The organism is Nocardia sp. NPDC051750 (assembly GCF_044453135.1).
Lineage (GTDB): Bacteria > Actinomycetota > Actinomycetes > Mycobacteriales > Mycobacteriaceae > Nocardia.
Map to the genome: position 1 here is coordinate 555,385 of NZ_JBITCK010000003.1, position 22,817 is coordinate 578,201.

Below are 22,817 nucleotides of genomic sequence, written 5' to 3' on the forward strand. Positions count from 1 at the left end.
CCATCGGCACAGCATGAGCGGGTCAGGCCCGGAGGCGGTAGCGCAGCGTCACCACGCAGGGCCCTCGCCGGTTCCGCATGAGTCCCGTATGAGGGTGGGCGTCCATCCTGCCGACCGAGAGGACAGTGAATGAGCAACGAGCCCTTTCTGACCGTTTCCGGCCTCACCGCCGGATACGGGGCCGGCGAGGTACTGCACGGTATCGAGTTCTCCGTCGCCGCCGGCGAGGTGTGCGCGGTGCTCGGTCCCAACGGTGCCGGTAAGACGACCCTGCTGCGTGCGCTCAGCGGAATGGTGCGGGTGCGCGGGTCGGTACGGCTGGACGGGGCCGAAATCGCGGGGCGCGCACCGGAGAAGGTCGCCCGGATGGGGGTGGCGCATGTCCCCGAGGGACGCGGGACCTTCGCGCCGCTGACCGTCGAGGAGAACCTGCGCCTGGGCGCGTTCTCCCGCCGTTCCCGCGGCAGTATCGAGGCCGATCTGCGCCGGGTGTACGACTACTTCCCGGTCCTGCGCGAGAAACTGCGCGAAACGGCCGGCCAATTGTCCGGCGGCCAGCAGCAGATGCTGGCACTCGGCCGCGCCCTCATATCGCGGCCCCGGCTCCTGCTCCTGGACGAACCGTCACTCGGGCTCGCGCCACTGGTGACCCAGGAACTCTTCCGCATTGTGCAGACCATCAACACAGAGGAACGCACCACCGTGATCGTCGTCGAGCAGAACGCTCATCTGGCGCTGCGCGCAGCGCATCAGGCTCATGTATTGGAAAGCGGGCAGATCGTGCTGTCCGGGACCGCGGCCGATATCGCCGCCGATGAGCAGGTCGCGCAGTCCTACCTCGGATACCGGGTGTGATCGTGACCGGATTCGCGCAGCAGATCATCGAGGGCCTGAGTGCCGGGGCCCTCTACGCCGGGATGGCCCTCGCCCTGGTTCTCATCTATCGGTTCACCGGGATCGTCAATTTCGCCCAGGGCGAGCTGGCTATGTTCTCGGCCTTCCTGGCCTGGCAGCTGGTCCAGAGCGGCACCCCGTTCTGGCTGGCCCTGCCGGTCACCATCGCCATTTCCTTCGCCGGCGGGATGCTGATCGAACGGATCATCATCCGGCCGGTCGAAGGCGCTCCGGAGCTCACCTTGGTGATCGTCACGGTGGGGTTGTTCTTCTTCGTCAACGCCGCGGCCGGCTGGATCTGGTCGTATCAGCTGAAATCCTTCCCCAACCCCTTCCCGGAGGGAGCGCTGCGGGCGGGCGGTGTCACGGCCGGCTACGGCAATCTCGGCATCCTCGCGGTGGTCGCGGTGGTGATGGTGCTGCTGTACCTGCTCTTCCGTTACACCAGAACGGGTTTGGCGATGCGCGCGGTGGCCGCGAACCCGCAGTCGGCGCGGCTGGTGGGTATCGGTGTCGGCACCGTCCTCGCGCTCGGCTGGGGGCTGGCCGCCGCCGTCGGGGCGGTATCCGGGGTGCTGTCGGCGCCGCTGCTCTTCCTGGAGCCCAACATGATGGGCGGCGTCCTCATCTACGCCTTCGCGGCCGCCACCCTCGGTGGCTTCGACAGCCCCGTCGGGGCGGTGGCCGGCGGACTCATCGTCGGAGTCGCGGAAACCCTGGCCGGCGCCTATCTCGACTTCATCGGCACCGAACTGAAAATCGGTGTGCCACTGGTGATCATCCTCGGCGTCCTGCTGGTCCGGCCGCAAGGCCTGTTCGGCACTCCCGCGGTGGAGCGGGTATGAGCGAGTCAGGCCCGGGGGCGGCAGCGGAGCGTAACCACGCAGGGCCCTCGTCCATGCCCCATAGATACAGCAGGAGCGATATGGGAATCCCGAACACCACGGTGGCACCGGAGCACGGACCGCCCCTACCCGAGCCGGTCCGCTCACGGACCCGGACCCGCCGGATCAACTGGTCGTGGCTGGTGGTGGCGGTGCTGCTGGTGCTGGCCTGCTGGGCGCCGTTCGAACTGGCGCCGTTCCGCACCTTCCAGCTGGCGCTGGCCATGATCTACGCGGTCGCGCTGCTCGGATTGAACCTGCTGGTGGGGCACACCGGGCAGATATCGCTCGGGCACGGCGCGTTCTTCGCGGTCGGGGCGTACACCACAGCGATCATGATGGACCGCTGGGACACACCGTATCCGCTGACACTGCCCGCGGCCGCGGCAGTTGCGTTCGTACTCGGAATCGGCCTCGGCATTCCCGCGCTGCGGCTGCGTGGACTGTATCTGGCGCTGGTCACCCTGGCCATCGCGATATTCCTGGTGCCCCTGCTCAAACGCTTCGAATCGGTCACCGGCGGCTCCATGGGCCTGACCCTGGACAAACCACAGCCACCGGCGTGGAGCGGGCTGGCCGAGGACCAGTGGCTGTATTTCCTGGCACTGGCGGTGACCGCGGTCAGCTATCTGCTGGTCGCCGGACTGCTGCGCTCGCGGGTGGGACGGGCGCTGCACGCGATCCGGGACAACGAGATCGCCGCCGAGGTGACCGGTGTGCGGCCCGCCTTCTACAAAACGCTGGCATTCGCCTGGGGCGCGATGCTCGCCGGCGCCGCCGGATGCGTCTACATCTGGGTGATCGGTTACGTCTCACCGGATTCCTTCACTCTCACCCTGTCCATCACGTTGCTGGCCGGCCTGGTCGTCGGGGGTCTGGGCGGGCAGTGGGGGCCACTCCTGGGTGGCCTGTTCGTCATGTATGTGCCGAGCTTCGCCCAGGACGTCAATCAAGCCGCGCCGGGAGTCATCTTCGGGCTCCTGATCATCGCGGTCATGTACCTCGCGCCGAATGGATTGGCCGGACTCGTCGGCCGGGCGGCGCATTGGCTCGGTCGCCGAGCCCGGAAAGGAAGAACCGATGCGCACTAGAGCGATACAGGCGGCGATCGCCGCCGCCGCTGTCGTACTCGCCGTCGGCGGCTGCGGGGGCCGCGACGACGCGGACGATGCCGTCGCCTCCGGCGACTGCCAAGGTCAGCAGACGACAGGACTCACCGATACCAGTATGAAACTGGGCGGCATATTCCCGCTGTCCGGGCCGGCCTCCGCCTACGCCGAACTCCCGAAGGGGATGCAGGCCTATTTCGAATACGTCAACAACGAGCAGGGTGGTATCGACGGCCGCAAGGTCGAGTATCTGTTGCGCGACGACGGTTACCAGCCCCCGAAGACCGTCGAGGAGACCCGCCGGCTGGTCGAGCAGGACCAGGTGTTCGCGGTGCTGTCCACGCTCGGTACGCCCACGTCGGCGGCGGTGTGGGACTACCTGAACCAGCGCGAGGTACCGCAGATCTTCGTCGCCGGCGGGGCCACCCAGTGGGGTCTCGGCGACGGGCATCCGTGGACCATCGGCTGGCAGCCCAGCTACCAGGCCGAGGGGCAGGTGTTCGCCGGCTACGTCAAGGAGCAGAAACCCGACGCCACCGTCGCCGTCCTCTACCAGAACGACGACTTCGGCAAGGATCTGCTGGCCAGTTTCACCGAGGCCACCGCGGGCAGCGGGGTGCGGGTGATCGCCGAACAGAGCTACGAGGTCACCGATCCCACGGTCGACCCCCAGCTGCGCAATCTGGCGAATTCGAAGGCCGATGTCATGCTGAACTTCGCGACCCCGAAGTTCGCGGCGCAGACCCTGGCCGCCGACGCGCGCAACCCCGAATGGAATCCGCTGCATATTCTTTCGCAGGTCTCGAGCACCATGAGCGTGCTGGCTCCGGTCGGATTCCCGAATGTGCAGAACGTCGTCACCTCGGTCTTCGTGAAGGATCCCGCTGATCCCCAGTGGACCGACGATCCCGGGATGAAGCTCTACCGCGACAAGCTCGCCCAGTACGTCCCCGGCGCCGACCCGACCGACGGCTACACCCTGGTCGGCTGGGCCATGGCGCAGAGCTTCCACAAGACCTTCGACGCGGCGGCGTGCAAGACCCGGGAAGGGCTGCGCGACGCGATGCGGTCGCTCGACAACGTCGAGATCGATCTGCTGCTGCCCGGGATCACCCTGCAGACCGGTGCCGGCGACGGCTATCCCATGGAGGCCATGCAGATTCAGCGGTTCGAAGGCGAGCGCTGGGTGCTCGCCGGCGATCTCGTCGACACATCCGGCCGCTGACCGGACCCCCCGAAAACGTCCGCGGCGCACACCGGCGCCGACGGCCGCCTCGATATCAACCGATGAGGAACAATGATGAAACTCAGAACCAGCGCAGTCACCGCCGCGATAGCGGTGGCGGCCCTCGGGGCGACTGTCGCCCCCGCCGCCGCGGAACCCGCCGCCGCGCCGAAGGAACTCACCTACGAGATCACTCGTGCGGGAGATACCGCGGTCGTGGAAACGAACGGTCAATGGCAGGTCGCGGGTGACCAGCTCATCCTGAAATCGATCGACAACACCCCGCTCAGCACGGTTCCGCTCACCTACCGCAAGGACAATATGGCCTTCCCGATCGCCGCGGCGATCGACGGAGGCACCGCGGTACTGACCCCGCAGCGCGAAGGCGGTGTCCCGGTGGCCCCGGTGAGCGCACCGGTGATCACCCCGGAACAGGCGGGTAAGGAGATCGCCGAACAGTTCACCCCGCGCGATATGCAGGCCCTGGGTGTCTTCACCCAGCGGGCGACGATGAGTGCGGCGATCGCGGGTGCGGTCGGTGCGGTGATCGGCGGCAGTGTCGGCTGTGTGCTCGGCGCCGCGACGGGTGCGCTGATCTCCAGCCCGATCGCCCTGCTGCTGGTTCCGTTCGTCGGTGCCACGATCGGCGGCTGTGTCGCGGGCGCCGCGACGCTGGGTGCCGCGGGCGGCATCATCGGCGCTTTCCTGATCGGCGGCCCGGTCGCGGTTTTCGCGGCCTTCCAGTACTTCTCGACCATCCTGTCGCCGTGCCCGCCGGAGCACCCGGCCTGCCGGCCGACGACCCCGTAGTCACCACTGTTCGTCACAGCCCGTCCTGGACGTCCGGGGCGGGCTGTGTTTTCGGCGCCGCCTCCGGCCGCATATCCGGGGCCGGGTCTCCCGGCTCCGGCCGTGGTCCGGTTGTGTGCTTCCGATCGGTCATCGCCAACCTGTGAGCAACTGCAGGCACAGCGCCGAGAATGCGAGGACCACCGCGAGTACCCCACCGAACAGCAGCGGTCGTGATCCGGCCGCGCGCAGCCGTCGCCAGGTGAGCTGGGTGCCGATCGCGGCGAGCACGGCGGCGACGAGCCATGAGCTGAGCGCGCTCAGGTGCGTGGTCCACGACGGAGACAGGACGCCGGTTCCGGCGACGACCGAGGCGGCGACGAAGAGGACGACGAACAGTGGGATCGTCTGCCACAGCGGAGTCTGCGCGAGCGGTTCGGTGGCCGTGCGCCGGCGGGTGAGGTGCAGGCCCACACAGAGCGGGACGATCATCAGGCTGCGAACCAGTTTCACGATCACCGCGAAACTCGCGGCTACCGGCCCGAACGCCACACCCGCCGCGAGGACCGACGAGGTGTCGTTGATGGCGGTACCGGCCCACAGCCCGAACGCCTCCTCGGACATCCCGAACGCCCGGCCCAGCGGGGGATAGGCGAGTACCGCGGCGACGTTGAAAACGAAAATGGTGCCGAGCGCGTAGGCGACCCGTTCGCGATCGGGCTTCATCACCGCGGTGGCGGCGGCGATGGCCGAGGCGCCGCAGATCGTGGTCCCGGCGGCGATCAGGATCATCGATTCGCGGTGCAACCCCAGCAGCCGGCCGACGAACACCGCGGTGACCGCCCCGACGCCCACCGTACCGAGCAGGACGACGGCGGTCTCCCGTCCGACCGTGAACACCGCGTGCATGGGCAGCCCGAGCCCGAGCAGGACGATCGCCGCGCCCAGCAGATGCTGCCGCGCCCAGGCCAATCCCGGCCCGAACCGGCCCGATTCCGCCATCTGTCCCTCGGCGCGCATACCGGCCGCGGCTCCGGCGACCAGAGCAAGGACCGGGGCGCCCGCGACCGGCGCGACCGTCGCGAGCAGCGACGCCGCCGTCGCGAGGGCGGCGGCGAGGCCGAGGCCCGGAATTCTGCGATACACCTCGTTCACCACTCCGACCTTGGCGAACACGGGCCGGTGCCGGTAGCCGGTGAATTCGCAGGAGGTCATAAGCGGAGCTGATGGGGTGGTGCGCGGCCGTTCAGCCGAACGCCCATAATCGACACTTGTGACCCTGCCACCCGGAACCCCCGACCTCGCGGTCCTGGACCTGCTGGTCTCGGTCGCGGATACGGGAAGTCTGGGTGCCGCCGCCCGCCGGCACGGGATGAGCCAGCCGGCGGCGAGTATGCGGATCAGCGCGCTCGAACGGCGGTTGCGATTGCGGCTGCTCGACCGCGGACCCACCGGCTCCACCCTCACCGACGCCGGCGGCGCCGTAGTCGCCGCGGCGCGAACCGTCCTCGACGCGGCGCTGTCGTTCAACACCACCGTGTCGGCGCTGCACAGCGCCGATGCTCCACGGCTGCGCATCGCGGCCTCGAAAACCATCGCCGACCACCGGATTCCGCAGTGGCTCGCGGCGCTGCGCGGCCTGCGGCCGGATATCGCGGTATCGCTGGAAGTGGACAATACCGCGCAGGTGGAGGCCATGGTCCGGGCCGGCGAGGCCGATCTCGGTTTCGTGGAGGGCCCGCATCCGCCCCCGGATCTCGGTGGCCGGGTCCTCGGTGCCGACGAACTCCTACTGGTGGTGGGAACCACCCATCCCTGGGCCACGAGAACCGATCCGGTGACCGTGCGGGAGCTCGCCGCGACACCGCTGCTGTGGCGCGAATCCGGTTCCGGCACCCGCGATACGGTCTGGGAGATCCTCGGCGCCCATGGCCCGCCGGCCCCACCGGCGGCCGAGCTCGGTTCCGCGGTCGCCATCGTCGCGGCCGCCCGGGCCGGTGTGGCCCCGGCCGTGCTCAGCAGCCTCGTCGCCGCGCCCGAGCTGGCCGCCGGGACGCTGCACCGGGTGGCCCTGTCGGATTCGGTGGTGCTGAACCGGCAGTTCCGGGTCATCTGGCGGCGCGGCACACCGCCCACGGGACCGGCGGAACTGCTCGTCCGATGCGCGACGCACAGCTGACAGCCACAGTGGCATGCTGTCCGCTATGGCCGATATTCGCCTGGACGTCTCCGACTCCATTGCCACCATCACCCTGAACCGTCCCGCTCAGCTCAATGCGTTCACCACCGCGATGGGCCAGGAGCTGATCGACGCGTTCGACACCTGCGACCGTGACGAATCGGTGCGCGCGATCGTCCTCACCGGCGCCGGACGTGCCTTCTGCGCCGGAGCCGATCTCTCCGCCGGCGCGGAAACATTCGTCGCGCCCGCGGACGGGGAGCCGGAATCGTTCCGGGACGGTGGTGGGGAAGTGGTGCTGCGGATGTTCGACTCGCGCAAACCCATTATCGCCGCCATCAACGGACCTGCCGTCGGGGTCGGGATCACCATGACCCTTGCCGCCGATTTCCGGCTGGCGGTCGAGGGTGCCCGGATCGGGTTCGTGTTCAATCGGCGCGGGATCGTCCCGGAGTCGTGTTCCAGCTGGTTCCTGCCGCGGCTGGTCTCCATGCAGAAGGCGCTGGACTGGGTGTATTCCGGCCGGCTCGTCGAGTCGGCCGAAGCGTACGAGGCGGGACTCTTCTACGGGCTGTACTCGCCGGAAACCCTGCTGGACGAGGCCGAGGCGCTGGCGCGCCGGATCACCGAGCATTCCGCTCCGGTCTCGGTCGCGCTGTCGCGGCAGATGCTCTGGCGCGGGCTGGGCGCCGATCATCCGATGATCGCGCATCGGGTGGAGTCGCGGGGCATCCGCAGCCGCGGTGCCAGCGCCGATGCGGCGGAAGGTGTTTCGTCGTTCCTCGAGAAACGGCCGGCGCGTTTCCCGGACACCGTAGTGCGGGATCTGCCGGAAATATTCGGAACGGATCTGCCGGTACCGCCGTTCCGGGACTGACCGGATCCGCCACGGGAGTGTACTTTCGGTGACACTTACCTGGGCAAAGATGAGTTCGCAAAAGTGCGCGCGACCGAGTTATCGTGTCTAGGATCTGTGGCACAACGATTTTCGGAGGTGCTGCATGCCGGACGAAGTCCTGGCGCCCAATATCGAGCTCTTCTCCCGTAATGGTTTCGCCGGCCCGAACACATCCATCGTCCGGGCCCAGTACCGGCCCCGGTTCCTACGGGCCCGCGGTGAATACGTGCCGCGGCGGTTCCACACCTGGGACCTACCGGCTGAGGTGTTCGCCGAGCCGAAAGCCCTCGCGGTGCCGATTCTCGAGGGCGACGGCATCAGTCTCGAACTGAACCGCCGCGCCGCCGCCATGGGCTTCGCGTACGTCAACGTCTGGGCCGACGAGCTGCACTACATCGTGTCCGGGCGGGGCGAACTCGATACCGAGGTCGGCACCCTCGAGGTCCGCACCGGCGATTTCGTCCTCATCCCGCGCGCGGTGTGCTACCGCTGGGGTGCGATCGCCGAGGAGATCAACGAGTTCATCGTGGCGACGGCGAGCGAGTTGCACCTCGATCCCGAGGGTGCGCCCGGAACCTTCAACCCCGACCTCCATCTCGACCGGCCGATCCCGCACGGCCGGCCCGGCCAACCGGTGGACGGCGAGTACGAGCTCGTCGTACGCACCGGCGACAGGTTCACCTCCTACTTCTACGATGTCGATCCGATCCCGTGCCTGGATGTGCTCGGGGCCCCGCTCGTCGTCCGGTTCAATATCGAGAACGTGCAAGGACTCGGTGTCGCCGAAGGCGGGCTGGCGCCCGCGCGATTGATGAGCAGTACCTCGGGCAACGATTTCGTCTTCGGCGTCGGAAGCCGGCACAGCACCCGGCCCCCGATCCATCACAATGCCGACTTCGACGAGGTCATCTGCTACGGCATGGGTCCTTCGCCGTGGGGTTCGGTCGATACCCCCGGCACCGTCACCTGGACCCCGAAAGGCCTCCTCCATCAGGGCCCGGAGGAGAACGTCCAGCCGGGGTACCGCGCCTGGCTGCTGGAAACCCGGTCCTCGCTGACGATGACCCCGGCGGGCCGGGATATCGCCCATCTGATGGAAACCGACCAATACGGTGTGCACCCGGCCGAAGGGCAACCGGCTACCGCGCGCTGATTCGGAGCCGGCCGTGATACCCGAGGTGCGCGACCGGCCGAGGCGGTGTCGTGGCGGCGGCAGCCCTCGCCCGGGCGGTGCTAGCGGTGGCGCGCCGTCCGGTCGAGCCAGCCGAGCAGTGCGTCGCTCCCCTCGCGGAAGCCCCGGGAGCCGGGACGGTTGAGGAACCCGTGGCGAGTGCGGGCGACAATACGATGGTCGGTGTCGACCCCGGCTTCGGTGAGTTCCCCGGCGAAAGCGGTGCTCGACGCGCTCAGTGTGTCGTGGGCGGCATCGAGCAGCAGGACCGGCGGCAGTCCGGCGAGTTTGCCGCCACCCGGGAACACCTCCGGATCCGCGAGGAGCCGCTGCGAGCCCACATAGTTGAGATTCATCCGGCGGATCACCTGCGGGGTGTAGGTGCCGATCCGGTGCCTGCCCCGCACCCGCGCCCGGACGGCGTCCGGCAGCGGCGGCAGTTGGGCGTGCAGGGTGGCGTAGGCGAGAACCAGTCCGACCGGCACGTTCGCGGACCGGTCGCGCAGTCGCAGCGCCGCCGAAGCGGTCAGGCAGGCGCCCGCACTGGCGCCACCGATGACGATCCGCGGGGCGTCCGCCATGAGGTCGGTGGCCGCGGACAGGACGTCGTCCAGCGGCGCCGGGTAACGGTTGTCCGACGGGCGCAGTTTCGGCGGCCCCCAGACCCGGAACCGCGGAACCAGGGCGTAGTCGACGGTGCGGACCCGGCGGCCGCTCGCGGCCACCCGGAGCGCTACCGCATGCGATTCGGGCTGGTCGAGACCGCCGGAGACGAACGCACCACCGTGGATCCACAGCAGCGGCGCCGCCGCCGGATCGGGAACGGCCGGCAGATACTCCCGGATCCGGACCGGGCCGCGGAGGCCGTCGATATCCCGGTCCCGGACCTGCGGGTCGTTCATCCGCCCTCCTCCCTGTGTCGTGACGCTCGACGATTCGGCCGGTTCGGGCCGCTGGAGATATGCGTAGTCGCCGGTGGCTGCCGATCTCTTCCGGAGGCTCCCCGCGATCGTATCTGCCGGTCCGTTCGTCCTCTGCCGCCGCACCGGTGCCCGCCCCGGATACCGGGCCGGCCGCACAGGCACCCGGAACCGGGCCGTACTCCTGCCGGACTCGGGCCGTACTCCGGGACGGGCAGAGTCGGGGCCCGACATCGGCTCACCGGCGGTCCGGGAGGCTCCGTGTGCCACCTCGGAAAAATGCCGGGCGCGGCCGGCGCCTGGCATTTTCGAGCACGTCGCGAGCGTGCGCCGGGTCGCACTCACGGATACCGCGCCGTGCCGGTTCGCGCGGTGATGGTCCGGCCGGACGCCTGCCGCTATCCGTCCGCGGTGGGCGAACTCACAGCCGGGGATGGAACCCCCTCCGGCCGTCGCCTGTTACACGGGAGCGTGACTTCTACCGCCACCGGCACGGCCACGACCCCCGCCGCCCCGGCCCGCACCAGCTGGCATATCCCGGCCATGCTGGCGCTGGCGCTCGGCGGGTTCGGGATCGGCACCACGGAATTCGTCACGATGGGGCTGCTCCCCGATATCGCGGACGCGTTCACCGTCTCCGAGCCGACCGCGGGGCATGCCGTCTCCGCGTATGCCCTCGGGGTGGTGGTCGGTGCGCCGGTGATCGCCGCGGCGTGTGCTTCGGTCGCGCGGAAACGCCTGCTGATCGTGCTCATGGTGGCGTTCACGGTCGGCAACCTGGCCTCGGCCTTCGCCCCCAACTTCGGCACGCTGGTGGCGGCGCGTTTCGTGGCGGGCCTACCGCACGGCGCCTATTTCGGCGTCGCGTCGCTGGCCGCCGCGACGCTGGCGCCGCCACGGCAGCGTGCCAAGGCGGTGGCGGCCGTGATGCTCGGGCTCAGTATCGCCAACGTGCTCGGTGTCCCGGTCGCGACCTGGCTCGGGCAGCACCTCGGCTGGCGCAGCGCCTTCGTCCTGGTCGGGGTGATCGGCGTCGCCACTGTCGCGGCACTGTGGCGTTTCGTGCCGCCGCTGACCGGCATAGCCATCACGAACCCGCTCACCGAACTGGGCGCGCTGCGCCGCCCGCAGGTATTGCTCACTCTGGCGGTGGGCGCGATCGGGTTCGGTGGCATGTTCGCGGTCTACACGTATGTGAGCACGACGCTCACCGATGTTTCCGGGTTGCGGGCCGGCCTGGTGCCGGTGGTCCTGATGCTCTTCGGCGTCGGCATGGTGCTGGGCAATATCGTCGGCGGCATACTCGCCGACCGCGGCGTGGACCGGTCGGTCTTCATCGCCATGGGCGCCATGATGGTGATTCTGCTGGTGTTCGTGGCGGCGGCTCAGCACCCGATCACCGCGGGCATCGGTGCCTTGCTGGTGGGTGCTGCAGGCGCCGCGCTCGCACCGGGCCTGCAGACCCGGCTGATGGATGTGGCCGCCGACGCGCAGACCCTGGCTGCTGCGCTCAACCACGCCGCTCTGAATATCGCGAACGCGGCGGGCGCCTGGCTCGGCGGACTGGTGATCGCCGCGGGCTACGGCTACACGGCCCCGGCGGTCGTCGGCGCCGGCCTCGCCCTGCTCGGTGTCCTGCTCTTCACCGTCACGGTGTGGGCGGCCCGGCGCGCGTAACCCTCACCGGGGAGTTTGTTCCCGTCCACGAGGAACGCACGGCGCGCTGATCCGGCTTAGTGTGGCCGCGAACAACCTGTCGGTGGAGCTTCGCCGGTTCGCGGAGCGGTCGCGGATATCCGTGCAGCACGATGCGCCGGCCGGTTCGGGGACGACTGCAGGAGACCGGCATATGCCCACGCCAGACGAGACAACCGCCCGTCGGCATTTCGCGCTCGAATTCTTCGACTACCTGATGGCCGCCGGCGTGAAGGACGGCCGCTACGACGCCGAACGATTCTGTATCCGATTCGACCACGGCCGGCGCATGCTGGACCTGGTGCCCATCCATCGCCTGCTCCGGGACCGCGCACCCGAGGAGCGAAGAAAATGGGCCGCCGACGAGTTACCGGCCATGGTTTCCGGTGGTCCTCGCCTCTCGGAATGGGACCGGATCCGTCCGCTGCTGCGGCCCGTATTGCGGCGGTGGACCGGCCGGCTCGCCGATCCGGAACCCCGGATCCGGCGCCCTCTGCAGCCGCCTCTGGACGAAGTCGTGGTCGCTGACCTCGGTGATGGCAGGATCGACTATCCCGCGCCGGACCGCCTGGAACAGTGGGGTGTCACCGAGGACGAAGTATTCGCGATCGCCCGGCAGAATCTGGCGGCAACGGTGGTACTCACCGAACCCGCCGTGGGCGCGGATTCGTCGATCGTGCTGACCGGTGACTACTTCCCGGTGTGTCCCGTCCTCACGGACTGGTTCGCCTACATGACACGCGATTTCGAGCACCGGCCGATGGTGTTCGTGCCCGACACGCGCACACTGATCCTGGTCGACAGCGCCGAGGACCAGCTCGCCGAACACTACCGGCGGGCCGGACAGATATACCGCGACAGTACGGATCCGTTGTCGCCGCAGGGTTACGCCCCCGACGCTCAGGGCCGGCTCGTCCAGCATGCCGAGCTCGCGCGCTCTTTCGCCCCGGCCCACCGGGCTCGCCGGACGATGATCTCCGCGGAATACCGGGTATTGGGCCGGTGGCTGGGGCAGCAGTCAGCCCCTGAGCTGGCGCGCCTCGGGACCGTCGAGCCCATCCTGCCGCTGTTCCACCGCCTGGGCCGGCACGGACTGTCGGTGGCCTGGCCCGAGGGCAGAGCCGCGGTACTCCCGGAGGCGGACTATGTGTCCTTCGAATACCCCGACGGCCGGACCATGGTGCTGCCGTTCACCCTCACCGCCGAGCTCACCGGCCTCACACCGGTCCCCGATATTCTGCCGCATGTGTACCCGACGGACGGGCGGCCCGGTCCCGAGGTCATGGCCACACTCGAGCGCATCCACGAGAACATGGAGCTCTTCGAGCGGATCGGCTCGCAGCGCGCGTATTCCGGTGCCGAATGGTCACAGCATATGCGGGAAATGGCGGGGGTGATTCGTGGCCTGCCGCCCGCGGAAGCCCGGTCGATGGTGCTGGCCGAACTGGACCGGGACCCGGCACCCCGGGCCGATCGTATCGACGAGGTCATCCGGGCCACCGCGGATCGGATCGGTCACGCCGATGCCGTGCGTCTGCAGGTCGGGCACACCACGCGGATCGGCGGTGTCTCCGCGGAGTTCACGATCACCTGGAACGGGTACGCCGCGGGCACGCTCACCGACCGCGACCGCCCCGGGAAGGCGGAGTTCGTGGCGGCGCCGGGTTTTTTCGCTGTTCTCGGGAACCAGCACTGGTGGGCCTGCCGTGCGTCGGCCGATCACGCCGCCCTGGCGGACCGGTGGATCCGGCTCGGAGCCGGCGCGGATTGGCCGTCCTCGGTGCAGGCGAGGGCGTTCGGCGTATCGATCGCCGAGGCATTCCAGCCGAGCGCCCTCGCCGACCTGATCCGGCTGGTGGGCGTCGACCCGGCGACGGGCCCTGCGGAGATCGGGGTGAATTCGGCCGGCGAGATGGAGGTGGGTGGGGCGAGCGACTGGGCATTGCGCCTGGACGGCCGGCCCCCGCACGACCTGACCATGGTCTTTGCCCCGGTCCGTGGCGGCCGTGTGCTCGATCCGCGAGATTCCGCCGCCGCGTTCGCCGAACCCGGGCGCTATCGGGAACCGCTGTGGGGAGGCGGGCGGTCGTTGTATGTGGCGATACGCATCGTTGCCACCTCCGTCGACGGATCGGAGCTGCCCCGGATGGTCGAGGGCATCCGTGCTCGGGCGGCGGTCGCCACGGTGGGTGCCATGCCGCTCCGCGCGCAGTTCGGCGTGACCGAGCCCACCCGCCGCAGCGGGCACGTTCTGCTGGATTCGATCCAGGCCCTCGACGACACCGCCGACGGGGCGCGCAACGCCCAGCGGGTGGGTGCCGCCATGGCCCGGATGCAGGAGATCGGTGCGATCGTCCATACACACCATGAGGACGGCCGGATCAATGTCGATCTGAGCGCACCGATGAATTCCGCGCTGTTCCTGATCAACGTTCTCACCCAGCAGGTCGCGGAGCTGACCGACCACACCGCGGATGAGGTGATCGACGACCTGCGGGCCGCACTGGACGAAACCACGACGCCGAGCGCGGTCGACTGACCGGCACGAGCGGCGGCCTGCCCGGAGGAAACCTACCCCGGACCCGTCGCGGCGCGCCCGGCCCGAACTGTTCGCTTGATCCGCGAGCCCGCACCGATGAGGCATCATCGGTGACGAGCGTCGACGAATGATCTGCGGTGGTACTCGGTAGCGGGCGAGCAGAGAGGTCGTAGGGATGGCCCAGCAGCAGGCGCCGGAGCGGGCGGCGAAGGTCACGGCTCTCACGCTCACGGCGATGGTTGTCGGGTCGATGGTGGGCGCGGGTGTTTTCTCGCTGCCGCGGCGATTCGCGCAGGAAACCGGTGTCGGCGGTGCGCTCATCGCCTGGGCGATCGCCGGTACCGGCATGCTGATGCTCGCACTGGTGTTCCAGCGGCTGGCCGTGCGCAAACCCGATCTGGACGCCGGTGTCTATGCCTATGCCAAAGCCGGATTCGGCGAATTCACCGGCTTCTTCTCTGCCGCCGGGTACTGGGCGAGCGCCTGTGTGGGCAACGTGACCTATTGGGTGCTCATCACGTCCACCCTCGGCGAGTGGATTCCGGCGCTCGGCTCGGGGGATACGCTGATCGCGGTGGCTCTTTCCTCGGTGGGCCTGTGGGCGTTCTTCCTGCTGATCCGGCGGGGCACCAAAGAAGCCGCGGCGATCAACAAGATCGTCACGGTCGCGAAGGTCGTGCCGATCATCGTGTTCGTGCTGCTCGCCGTCTTCCTGCTGGATCCGGCGGTCTTCGCGGACAATTTCCGCGGCGCGGACTATTCGGGTTCGCTGTTCCAGCAGGTGAGCGACACCATGCTGGTGACCGTTTTCGTCTTCCTCGGGGTCGAGGGTGCGAGCGTGTACTCCCGGCATGCCGAGCGCCGGGAGGATGTCGGGCGGGCCACCCTCCTCGGATTCGTCAGCGTGCTCGCGATCTTCGCCTCCGTGACGGTGGTGTCGTACGGGATCATGCCCATGAGCCAGATCGCCGAATTGCGCCAGCCGTCGATGGCCGGTGTGCTGGAAGCGGCCGTCGGTTCGTGGGGTACCGCCTTCGTCAGCGCGGGACTGATCATCTCGGTGCTGGGCGCCTATCTGGCCTGGGCGCTGATGGCCGCGGAGGTGTTGTTCGTCGCGGCGAAGGACGACGATATGCCGGCCTTCCTGGGACGCGCCACCGAGAGCGACGTCCCGATCAACGCCCTGCTGTTGAGTACCGCGCTCTCGCAGACGGTCCTGATCGTCACCATGTTCTCGCAGGACGCCTTCGATTTCGCTCTCGACCTGACCGCCGCCCTCACCCTGATCCCGTTCCTGCTCGCCGCGATCTATGCGCTGAAACTCTGCCTGACCCGCGAAACCTATGCCGGCGCCCGGCCCGCGACCTGGCGCGGCGACCTGACCGTCGCCGTTCTCGCCACCGTCTACACCGCGTTCCTGCTGTATGCGGCGGGCCTGAAGTTCGTGCTGGTCTCGCTGATCTTCTATGCGCCCGCGACCGCCCTGTTCGTCCTCGCCCGCCGCGAGCAGGGGCGCCGGGTTTTCTCGCCCCGTGAGGCCGCGGGGTTCGCTCTGGTGGTGGTGGGCGCGGTGATCGGTGTCATCGCTCTCGTGGCGGGCTGGGTCACCCTGTGACAGACCCCGGTTCCGACGACGAAAGGTAGCGCTATGACCGTGAACTCGACCGGCATCCGGCCCGGCGTCCACTCGGAGGTCGGCCGGTTGCGCAAGGTGCTCGTCTGCGCGCCCGGTCTGGCGCACGAACGGCTCACTCCCACCAATTCCGACGAGCTGCTGTTCGACGATGTGATGTGGGTGGAATCCGCCCAGCGCGACCACCTCGATTTCGTCAACAAATTGACCAATCGCGGGGTGGAGGTCGTCGAACTGCACGATCTGCTGACCGAAACCATGGCGATCCCCGAGGCCCGCGCCTGGCTGCTCGACCGCAAGATCGTCGCGAACCGGGTCGGACTGGGCCTGCTCGACGCCAGCCGGTCCTATCTCGATTCCCTGACCCCGCGTGAATTGTCCCGGTACCTCATCGGCGGATTGTCGACCGCGGACCTGCCCGCCGACTACCGCACCCCCTATATCGCGCTGGCCCGCGAATCCCTCGGCACACCCGAATATCTGCTACCGCCGCTGCCCAACACCCTCTACACCCGCGACACCACCTGCTGGATCTATGGCGGCCTGACCCTCAACCCCCTGTACTGGCCCGCCCGGCACGACGAAACCCTGTTGATGAAGGCGATCTACCGATTCCACGCCGACTACGCCGATTCGACCGTGTGGTGGGGAGACCCCGAAAACGATTGGGGGCAGGCCACTCTCGAAGGCGGCGATGTCATGCCGGTCGGTAACCGCACGGTCCTGGTAGGAATGAGCGAACGCACCTCCCGGCAGGCGATCACCCAGCTGGCGAAGGCCCTGTTCGACGCCCAGGCCGCGGATACCGTCATCGTGGCCGGAATGCCGAAACTCCGGGCCGCGATGCACCTGGACACCGTGTTGACCTTCGCCGACCGCGACCTCGTCACCGTGCACCCCCGGATCGTCGACGGAATCCACCCGTTCACCCTGCGCCCCTCCGATAAAGCACCGGGCGTGGACATCACCGACGAGCAGGGCACCCCGTTCGTGGACGTCGTGGCGCATGCGCTCGGCTTCCCTGCCCTCCGGATCGTCGAGACCGCCGGCGATCTGTACGCCTCCGAACGCCAGCAATGGGATTCCGGCAACAATGCGGTGGCCCTGGCCCCGGGTGTGGTGTTCACCTATGACCGCAACACCCAGACCAATGCGGCGCTGCGCCGGGCCGGGGTCGAGGTCATCACGATCGTCGGCGCCGAACTCGGCCGGGGCCGCGGCGGGGGCCACTGTATGACCTGCCCGATCGCCCGCGACCCGATCGACTGAGCGCCGGGCTGTCCCGGGTCGGTACTCGGCGATGAGAAGCCGTCGTGGACGGCGGCGCGTCCAGGACCATAGGCGCCGGCGAACCCGGCCACGTCAGCAGATCGCGGATCCGTTCGATACCGGCCGCACCATCGGCTATGTCGATGCGGCTGCCGGTGCGGTTCCGTCATGCGGCGAAGGCAGTGCCGCGGCGGCATCGGCGGCGGCCAGGCCGAATACGAGCGCGGGGGCGATCCCGCCGGCGTAGGCGTGGTGATAGAGACCGCCGGCGTCGGAACCTGCCGCGAAGAGGCCGGGAATCGTGCCGCCGCCGGCGGAGAGCACCCGTGCGGTGGCGTCGATACGGATGCCGTGGAACGGGAAGGTCAGGGCGGGGCAGGTTTCGATGATGTAGTACGGGCCGGTATCCAGCGGTGCGATGTCGTGGGCCCGAGCGGGGCGGACCGCGGTGCCGGCGGCGTTCACCTGCCGGATCTGCTCGGCGACGGCCGCCCCGTCGTACCCCCACTCGGGCGGCAGATAGGCGAAATCCTCCAGGGTTTCGGCGATACCGCAGCGCCCGCCGCGCCGCTGGGTGAGTTCGAACTTGTCCACGGCGACAGCGCCCTCGACATAGCTGCCGAGCACCCATTCCCGGTACACCCGTTCGTCGGCGACCAGCAGTCCGCGAGCCTCCGGCTGGTCCAGCAGTCGCATGGCGGTGAGGTGATCGCCCAGGGTTTCGTCCGTGAACCGCCGATTGCCGAGGTTGAACAGCAGCGCGTGCTCGCTGTAGTACAGCGACAGTGCCACGAAATCGGACGGATCGCGGAACGGGACCCGCGTCGGCACCAGATGCCCGTAGAAACCGGAACGCGACATCCCCGTGGCGGCACCCACGTTTTCGGCCAGGCGCAGACCGGCTCCCGCGCTCACCGGATTGGAGCGCACCTGCATCTCGCCGGCGCGGGGGTGGATGTGCTCGGCGACGAGCTCGCCGTCGGCTTGAAACCCACCGGTGGCGAGAACTACTGCGGTGCTGACTATCTCGATTTCTGTGCCGTCCGGCCGCCGTACCCGGGCCCCGGTCACGGCGCCGTCTTCGGTACGCAGGGCCAGGGTTTCGGTGCCGGTGAACAATTGTCCGCCGGTGCTCACCCGGCGCCGGCATTCGTCGATGTACTGGTTGGTGTCGAACCGGTGGCCGCGGCCGTAGCGCAGGACCGGCACCGAATCGGCGCAGTGGACACCGAGCGCCCGGATCCAGGCGATACCGTCGGCGAATCCGTCGACCAGCGCATTACGCAGTACCGGGTCTCCGTCCGGGTTCACCTCGTCCATCACCGCCCGGCCGGGCGCGGTCCAGGCGTATCCGGCAAACCGCGCCGACCCCCCGACGGTGTCCGACTTTTCGACCACAACGACCGAAGTGCCCAGGTCGAGCGCGCGGGCCGCGGCGGTGAGACCGGCCATACCCGCGCCGATCACCAAGACATCCGTTTCGATCCTCTGCATTCGTGCTCCCTTATTGCTCGATCCGGCGATTCGGACGGTGCACCGGCCGCCGTTGCTCCTCTGTCGTGGCGTAGCCGCGTGCCGCGCCTTCGGACATGGCCGCCCGCAGATGCGGCGGAGTGCGGGCACACTGGCCGGGTCGTTCGGCGATCACTTCGGTACCCGGCTCAGTTCAGTCGGGTGTCCCGGGTCCGATCTGCGCGGACGCTCGCCGCACACCGTGGACAATCGTTTCCGCCGCCGCGTACCCCTCGGCGACGGCGTGCGAGACGCGACGTGGGACGAGGGCATCGCCGATGACCTGCACTCTCGCCCGGGTGAGTCGCTCCGGGAAGGATCGCCATTCGGCAGCGATCCGCTCACCCGCGACGACCACCCGGTCGCAGGTCAGCTCGCTCACCGTGCCGGACAGGATATGTCGGTAGCGCACGACGGTGCCCGTCCCCTGGCGACCGATATCGACAGGCACGGCCTGGACGACGAAATCCACCGGGCAGCCCGCGAGGCGCCGCAGCAACTGCACCCGGCTCTCCGCCGGGATACCCGCCGCGATCGCCGCCCCCGGGGTCAGCACGGTGACCCGGCCGGCGCCGCCGGTCAGTGCCGCCTCCACGGCACCGAGCGCGGGCCAGTAACCGAACCCGTCGTCGACCACCACCACGCGGTTGCCGGGCCAGATCTGCCGCGGATCGGTCAGCACCGAGGTGGCCGTCATCGCGCCGGGAGTTTCGGTTTCGGTGGCGCCGGTCGCCACGATGATCTCGTCGAAATCGGCGAGGTCCGCGGGTACCACCCGGTGCCCGAGCTCGGTCCGGACGCCGCCGATATTGTCCTGATAGAAGCGCAGCAGCGCCGACCAGCCCGTCCTGTTCGGCGCCTGCGCGGCGGTGCGCAGCTGGCCGCCGATCCAGCGGTTGGCGTCGAAGAGGGTGACGTCATGGTTCGGGGTGAGCCGTAGGGCGGCTTCCAGGCCGCCGGGTCCGGCGCCGACGATCGCGACCCGTCCCGGCCGGCTCGGCGGTGGGCCGAAGCGCAGAGGTCGCGCCGGGCGGGCCGAGTGGCCGGGCGGGGCCAGGGCCGGATTCACCGAGCACAGCAGGACCGGGGTGAAGGAACGGCAGTCCTCGTTACAGGACACGCACGGCCGGATCCGGGTGTCCGCCCCGCGCAGTAGTTTCGCCGCGATATCCGGGTCGGCGATGAAGGGTCGCGCCATCCCGACGAGGTCCGCGCCGGCGGCGAGGGCGCCTTCGATCTCCGGCCGCGTCCGGAACGCCTGCGAGACCAGCAGCGGACGGGTGGTCGCGGCGCGTAGCCGGCTCAGCAGCGGTAGCAGCGGAGGCTCGGCGGTCGCCATATCGCGCACGTAGGTGGTGCGCACCCCTGCCGTGACGTTGATGTAGTCGAACATGTTCAGCAGCGGCAGCAGTTCACACAGGCCGTCGGCATCCAGCCCCGCTTCCTCCGCACCGTCGATCGACACACGCACGCCGACAGCGAGTCCCGGGCACGCAGCGGTGATCGCGACATGCAACCTGTGCAGGATCGCGACCCGGCCGGCCGGGGTCCCGGCGTCCCGCCGTGTGTTCGAGCCGGGGGAGAGGAACTGCGCCAGGAGGTATCCGTGGGCGGCATGCAGTTCCACGGCGGGGAAACCCGCCTCGGCGGCGTGGCGGGAACTGAGCACGAAATCGGCGATCACCCGATCGATATCGGCATCCGACATCACCCGGGCCCGTACCGGTTCACGGGGCGACCGGATGGCCGACGGGGCGATCGGATGCTCCCAGATCTCGGCGCCGAGGGTCTCTCGCCCCAGATGGACGAGCTGGCAGACCGGTACGGCACCACCGTCGGTGATCGCCCGGGCGCGTCGCCGCAGGCCGGGCACCGCGTCGGGTCGGGACGCGTCGGTGATGTTGCCTGTCCGGTTGCCGGAGTCCGATCCGACCACCGTGCCGCCCGCGACGACCATGGCTGCGCCCCCGGCCGCGCAGCGCCGCCAGTAGTCGTCGTCGCCGGGCTGGGCCGCGCCCGCGCTGACCACACCGGAACCGTGGGCGGTCGCGACCAGGCGATTGCGCAACTCCAGCGAGCCGATCCGCAGTGGAGACGACAGAAGCGGGGAGACCAACGTTCCTCCTTGAACTGGATTCACTTCATATTATTGCCACAAGGTGATTGACACCACAATGGGTATGGCATAGTTTCAAACTGACATCAGTTCAGTTCTGTGGGATGTGGGTATTCGCACCATGAAGATGCTGTTCCAGGCCACGGCGGCCGTCGCGGCCCTCGCTGTCACCTCTGTACTCACCGCCTGTGGGGCAAACCCGGGGACCACGGCCCCGGTGTCGGGTACCTGGGACGACGTGGTCGCCGCCGCCGAAAACGAGGGCAGCGTACTGCTCTATTCGAGCCAGAAGCCCGCCAACCTCGAAAGGCTGGAAACAGCATTCGAATCGGCACACCCGCGCATCGACCTGGAGTTCGTCCGGGGTACCGACGCCGATATCAATCCGCGGGTGGAAACCGAGAACCGGACCGGTCGCGGCACCGCGGATGTCCATATGCTCACCGACCCGACCTGGGTTACGAATGCGGCCCAATCCGGCAGCTATTCGACCGAACTGGTCGGCCCGAATCTGCGGGCACCGGAATACCGGCCGGAGGCCAGTGTGCTGGAAAATCGTTTCGCACTCAGCAGTGCGGCGGTTTTCGCGCTCGGCTGGAATACCGACGCGGTGCCCGGCGGACTGACTTCACCCCGTGACATTCTCGACCCGAAATTCACCGGCAAGATCGGCATCGTCAATCCCACCGGTATCGCCTCGTATGTCGATCTCTACCGCTATTACGCCGATACCTACGGCGCGGACTATTGGGAGCGGCTGGCCGAGCTGAAACCGCGGATATATCCGAGCGCGCTCGGGATCGCCCAGGCGCTCACCTCGGGCGAGATCGCTGTCACCCCCTCGGTGCAACCGCTGGTGACCGAGGTGGCCGCGGGGGCACCGGTCGACTGGTCGCTCCCGCCGCACCCGTGGGGAACACCCTGGTACAGCCACGTCGTAAGTGTCGCGCCGCATCCTAACGCCGCCCAGGTACTGGCCGACTTCATGGCCACCCGGGAAGGGCAGACCGCGCTCAACGACGGCTACGCCGCGGCGCTGCCCGATATTCCGGGCGCCGTCGTCCAAGCGCAGGACATCGCCGCGCCGGACACCCGCGACCTCACGCCGGACAAGGTCGCGCAGTACTCCCAGGAATGGGCCCGGCGTTTCCAGAGCTGATCACGCTCCACAGTTCCCGAAGAGATCGACGAAGGACAGGCATGGACGATATGGCCGAGCCCTGGCACGGCACCCACGTACTGGTGACCGGGGCATCCGGGGGGATAGGCGGGGCAGCCGCCGAACTGTTCGTTGCGAAGGGCGCAACGGTCTATCTCACCGATATCGACGATATCGCCGGGCGGAAACGGGCGTTGGAGCTGGGATCGCGCGCCCACTACCGCCGCCTCGACGTGACCGACGAGGCCGGCTGGCAGGCGGTGACCGCCGAGATGGAACAGGCCGGCCACCCGATGAATGTACTGGTCAACAGTGCCGGTACCGCGGTGAAAGCACCGCTGGCAGACACCACGCTCGATCAGTTCCGTCGCATGATCGACCAGCATCTGGTCGGGACCTTCCTCGGCCTGCGGGCGGCCGCCGCCGCGATGACCTCCGGCGGTTCCGTCGTGAACATCTCGTCGTTGCGCGGGGTGCTCGCCACCGCCGAACTCGGCGCCTACGGGGCGGCGAAGTTCGGGGTGCGCGCGCTGACCAGAGTCGCCGCACTGGAATTGGCCGAACAGGGCATCCGGGTGAATTCGGTATGTCCCGGCAGTATCACCACCGAGATCACCGCGGCACCCGGTTTCGCGGCCGACGATGTGCAGGCCTACGTCCGGAGTATTCCGATGCAGCGCCGCGGTGCCCCGGCGGAAGTGGCGTCGGTGATCGCATTTCTGGCGGGCGCCGACAGCAGTTATGTCACCGGAACCGATCTTCTCGTCGACGGCGGCACCGCCGCCGGCGTGCGCACTCCGAAACTCCCGACCCAGAAGGCATGAG

18 protein-coding genes are annotated in these 22,817 nt (G+C 68.8%); 14 read left to right on the forward strand and 4 right to left on the reverse strand.

Going from position 1 to position 22,817, the window contains the following annotated elements; all coding sequences use genetic code 11:
- Positions 1 to 129: 129 nt before the first annotated feature.
- The 5 genes from ACIA75_RS16245 to ACIA75_RS16265 all read left to right on the forward strand — a co-directional run bounded on the left by ACIA75_RS16245 (position 130) and on the right by ACIA75_RS16265 (position 4,922).
- Positions 130 to 855, forward strand: coding sequence for an ABC transporter ATP-binding protein (locus ACIA75_RS16245; RefSeq protein ID WP_397104467.1), 726 nt, complete (start codon positions 130 to 132; stop codon positions 853 to 855).
- Positions 852 to 1,739 carry a branched-chain amino acid ABC transporter permease gene (locus ACIA75_RS16250; protein ID WP_397104469.1) on the forward strand — a complete coding sequence of 296 codons (888 nt, stop codon included), beginning with the start codon at positions 852 to 854 and terminating at the stop codon, positions 1,737 to 1,739. Before ACIA75_RS16245 ends, ACIA75_RS16250 begins: the two co-directional genes overlap by 4 nt.
- Before the next feature lie 80 nt (positions 1,740 to 1,819).
- Positions 1,820 to 2,869, forward strand: coding sequence for a branched-chain amino acid ABC transporter permease (locus ACIA75_RS16255; protein WP_397104471.1), 1,050 nt, complete (start codon positions 1,820 to 1,822; stop codon positions 2,867 to 2,869).
- Positions 2,859 to 4,112, forward strand: coding sequence for an ABC transporter substrate-binding protein (locus tag ACIA75_RS16260; RefSeq protein WP_397104473.1), 1,254 nt, complete (start codon positions 2,859 to 2,861; stop codon positions 4,110 to 4,112). The genes ACIA75_RS16255 and ACIA75_RS16260 overlap by 11 nt, the downstream gene beginning before the upstream one ends.
- Before the next feature lie 75 nt (positions 4,113 to 4,187).
- Positions 4,188 to 4,922: a hypothetical protein gene (locus ACIA75_RS16265; RefSeq protein ID WP_397104475.1), complete on the forward strand. Its 735-nt coding sequence runs from the start codon at positions 4,188 to 4,190 to the stop codon at positions 4,920 to 4,922.
- A gap of 129 nt (positions 4,923 to 5,051) precedes the next feature.
- Here ACIA75_RS16265 and ACIA75_RS16270 read toward each other — a convergent pair whose 3' ends face one another.
- Positions 5,052 to 6,116, reverse strand: a complete 1,065-nt coding sequence (locus ACIA75_RS16270) for a YeiH family protein (RefSeq protein ID WP_397104477.1) — start codon at positions 6,114 to 6,116, stop codon at positions 5,052 to 5,054.
- Positions 6,117 to 6,174: 58 nt separating this feature from the next.
- Here ACIA75_RS16270 and ACIA75_RS16275 point away from each other — a divergent pair, with 58 nt between their 5' ends.
- The 3 genes from ACIA75_RS16275 (at position 6,175) to ACIA75_RS16285 (ending at position 9,131) form a co-directional block, all read left to right on the forward strand.
- A complete protein-coding gene (locus tag ACIA75_RS16275) occupies positions 6,175 to 7,080 on the forward strand; it encodes a LysR family transcriptional regulator (RefSeq protein ID WP_397104479.1) in 906 nt (301 codons plus the stop codon).
- Between the two features lie 25 nt (positions 7,081 to 7,105).
- On the forward strand, positions 7,106 to 7,957 hold the full coding sequence (locus ACIA75_RS16280; protein WP_397104481.1) for a crotonase/enoyl-CoA hydratase family protein: 852 nt from the start codon (positions 7,106 to 7,108) through the stop codon (positions 7,955 to 7,957).
- A 124-nt stretch (positions 7,958 to 8,081) separates the two neighbouring features.
- Positions 8,082 to 9,131: a homogentisate 1,2-dioxygenase gene (locus ACIA75_RS16285; RefSeq protein ID WP_397104483.1), complete on the forward strand. Its 1,050-nt coding sequence runs from the start codon at positions 8,082 to 8,084 to the stop codon at positions 9,129 to 9,131.
- A gap of 80 nt (positions 9,132 to 9,211) precedes the next feature.
- Here the strand turns inward: ACIA75_RS16285 and ACIA75_RS16290 are convergent, their stop codons facing one another.
- Entirely contained in the window at positions 9,212 to 10,051 is an 840-nt protein-coding gene (locus ACIA75_RS16290) for an alpha/beta hydrolase (RefSeq protein ID WP_397104485.1), read from the reverse strand.
- Between the two features lie 561 nt (positions 10,052 to 10,612).
- On the opposite strand from ACIA75_RS16290, the gene ACIA75_RS16295 reads away from it, so the two are divergent.
- The 4 genes from ACIA75_RS16295 to ACIA75_RS16310 all read left to right on the forward strand — a co-directional run bounded on the left by ACIA75_RS16295 (position 10,613) and on the right by ACIA75_RS16310 (position 17,205).
- Positions 10,613 to 11,746 (forward strand): MFS transporter, encoded by a 1,134-nt coding sequence (locus tag ACIA75_RS16295; protein ID WP_397105352.1) that lies wholly within the window; start codon positions 10,613 to 10,615, stop codon positions 11,744 to 11,746.
- 172 nt (positions 11,747 to 11,918) lie between these two features.
- Complete coding sequence (locus ACIA75_RS16300) at positions 11,919 to 14,303, forward strand: hypothetical protein (protein WP_397104487.1); 2,385 nt, start codon at positions 11,919 to 11,921, stop codon at positions 14,301 to 14,303.
- Positions 14,304 to 14,478: 175 nt separating this feature from the next.
- Complete coding sequence (locus ACIA75_RS16305; RefSeq protein WP_397104489.1) at positions 14,479 to 15,918, forward strand: basic amino acid/polyamine antiporter; 1,440 nt, start codon at positions 14,479 to 14,481, stop codon at positions 15,916 to 15,918.
- Positions 15,919 to 15,951: 33 nt separating this feature from the next.
- Positions 15,952 to 17,205 carry an arginine deiminase gene (locus tag ACIA75_RS16310; protein WP_397104491.1) on the forward strand — a complete coding sequence of 418 codons (1,254 nt, stop codon included), beginning with the start codon at positions 15,952 to 15,954 and terminating at the stop codon, positions 17,203 to 17,205.
- A 135-nt stretch (positions 17,206 to 17,340) separates the two neighbouring features.
- Here ACIA75_RS16310 and ACIA75_RS16315 read toward each other — a convergent pair whose 3' ends face one another.
- Entirely contained in the window at positions 17,341 to 18,699 is a 1,359-nt protein-coding gene (locus ACIA75_RS16315; RefSeq protein ID WP_397104494.1) for an FAD-dependent oxidoreductase, read from the reverse strand.
- A 172-nt stretch (positions 18,700 to 18,871) separates the two neighbouring features.
- Positions 18,872 to 20,833, reverse strand: a complete 1,962-nt coding sequence (locus ACIA75_RS16320) for an FAD-dependent oxidoreductase (protein WP_397104496.1) — start codon at positions 20,831 to 20,833, stop codon at positions 18,872 to 18,874.
- A gap of 121 nt (positions 20,834 to 20,954) precedes the next feature.
- Between ACIA75_RS16320 and ACIA75_RS16325 the strand changes: the two genes are divergently transcribed.
- Together ACIA75_RS16325 and ACIA75_RS16330 are read left to right on the forward strand one after the other, a co-directional pair.
- Entirely contained in the window at positions 20,955 to 21,992 is a 1,038-nt protein-coding gene (locus ACIA75_RS16325) for an ABC transporter substrate-binding protein (RefSeq protein WP_397105354.1), read from the forward strand.
- Positions 21,993 to 22,033: 41 nt separating this feature from the next.
- Positions 22,034 to 22,816: an SDR family oxidoreductase gene (locus ACIA75_RS16330; RefSeq protein ID WP_397104498.1), complete on the forward strand. Its 783-nt coding sequence runs from the start codon at positions 22,034 to 22,036 to the stop codon at positions 22,814 to 22,816.
- Position 22,817: the final 1 nt, after the last annotated feature.

Coding starts and splice junctions, on each gene's coding strand:
- ACIA75_RS16255 (WP_397104471.1), top strand. CDS start 1,820: ATGGGAATCCCGAACACCACGGTGGCACCGGAGCACGGACCGCCCCTA.
- ACIA75_RS16330 (WP_397104498.1), top strand. CDS start 22,034: ATGGACGATATGGCCGAGCCCTGGCACGGCACCCACGTACTGGTGACC.
- ACIA75_RS16300 (WP_397104487.1), top strand. CDS start 11,919: ATGCCCACGCCAGACGAGACAACCGCCCGTCGGCATTTCGCGCTCGAA.
- ACIA75_RS16310 (WP_397104491.1), top strand. CDS start 15,952: ATGACCGTGAACTCGACCGGCATCCGGCCCGGCGTCCACTCGGAGGTC.
- ACIA75_RS16245 (WP_397104467.1), top strand. CDS start 130: ATGAGCAACGAGCCCTTTCTGACCGTTTCCGGCCTCACCGCCGGATAC.
- ACIA75_RS16270 (WP_397104477.1), bottom strand. CDS start 6,116: ATGACCTCCTGCGAATTCACCGGCTACCGGCACCGGCCCGTGTTCGCC.
- ACIA75_RS16265 (WP_397104475.1), top strand. CDS start 4,188: ATGAAACTCAGAACCAGCGCAGTCACCGCCGCGATAGCGGTGGCGGCC.
- ACIA75_RS16260 (WP_397104473.1), top strand. CDS start 2,859: ATGCGCACTAGAGCGATACAGGCGGCGATCGCCGCCGCCGCTGTCGTA.
- ACIA75_RS16285 (WP_397104483.1), top strand. CDS start 8,082: ATGCCGGACGAAGTCCTGGCGCCCAATATCGAGCTCTTCTCCCGTAAT.
- ACIA75_RS16325 (WP_397105354.1), top strand. CDS start 20,955: ATGAAGATGCTGTTCCAGGCCACGGCGGCCGTCGCGGCCCTCGCTGTC.
- ACIA75_RS16305 (WP_397104489.1), top strand. CDS start 14,479: ATGGCCCAGCAGCAGGCGCCGGAGCGGGCGGCGAAGGTCACGGCTCTC.
- ACIA75_RS16290 (WP_397104485.1), bottom strand. CDS start 10,051: ATGAACGACCCGCAGGTCCGGGACCGGGATATCGACGGCCTCCGCGGC.
- ACIA75_RS16295 (WP_397105352.1), top strand. CDS start 10,613: ATGCTGGCGCTGGCGCTCGGCGGGTTCGGGATCGGCACCACGGAATTC.
- ACIA75_RS16315 (WP_397104494.1), bottom strand. CDS start 18,699: ATGCAGAGGATCGAAACGGATGTCTTGGTGATCGGCGCGGGTATGGCC.
- ACIA75_RS16280 (WP_397104481.1), top strand. CDS start 7,106: ATGGCCGATATTCGCCTGGACGTCTCCGACTCCATTGCCACCATCACC.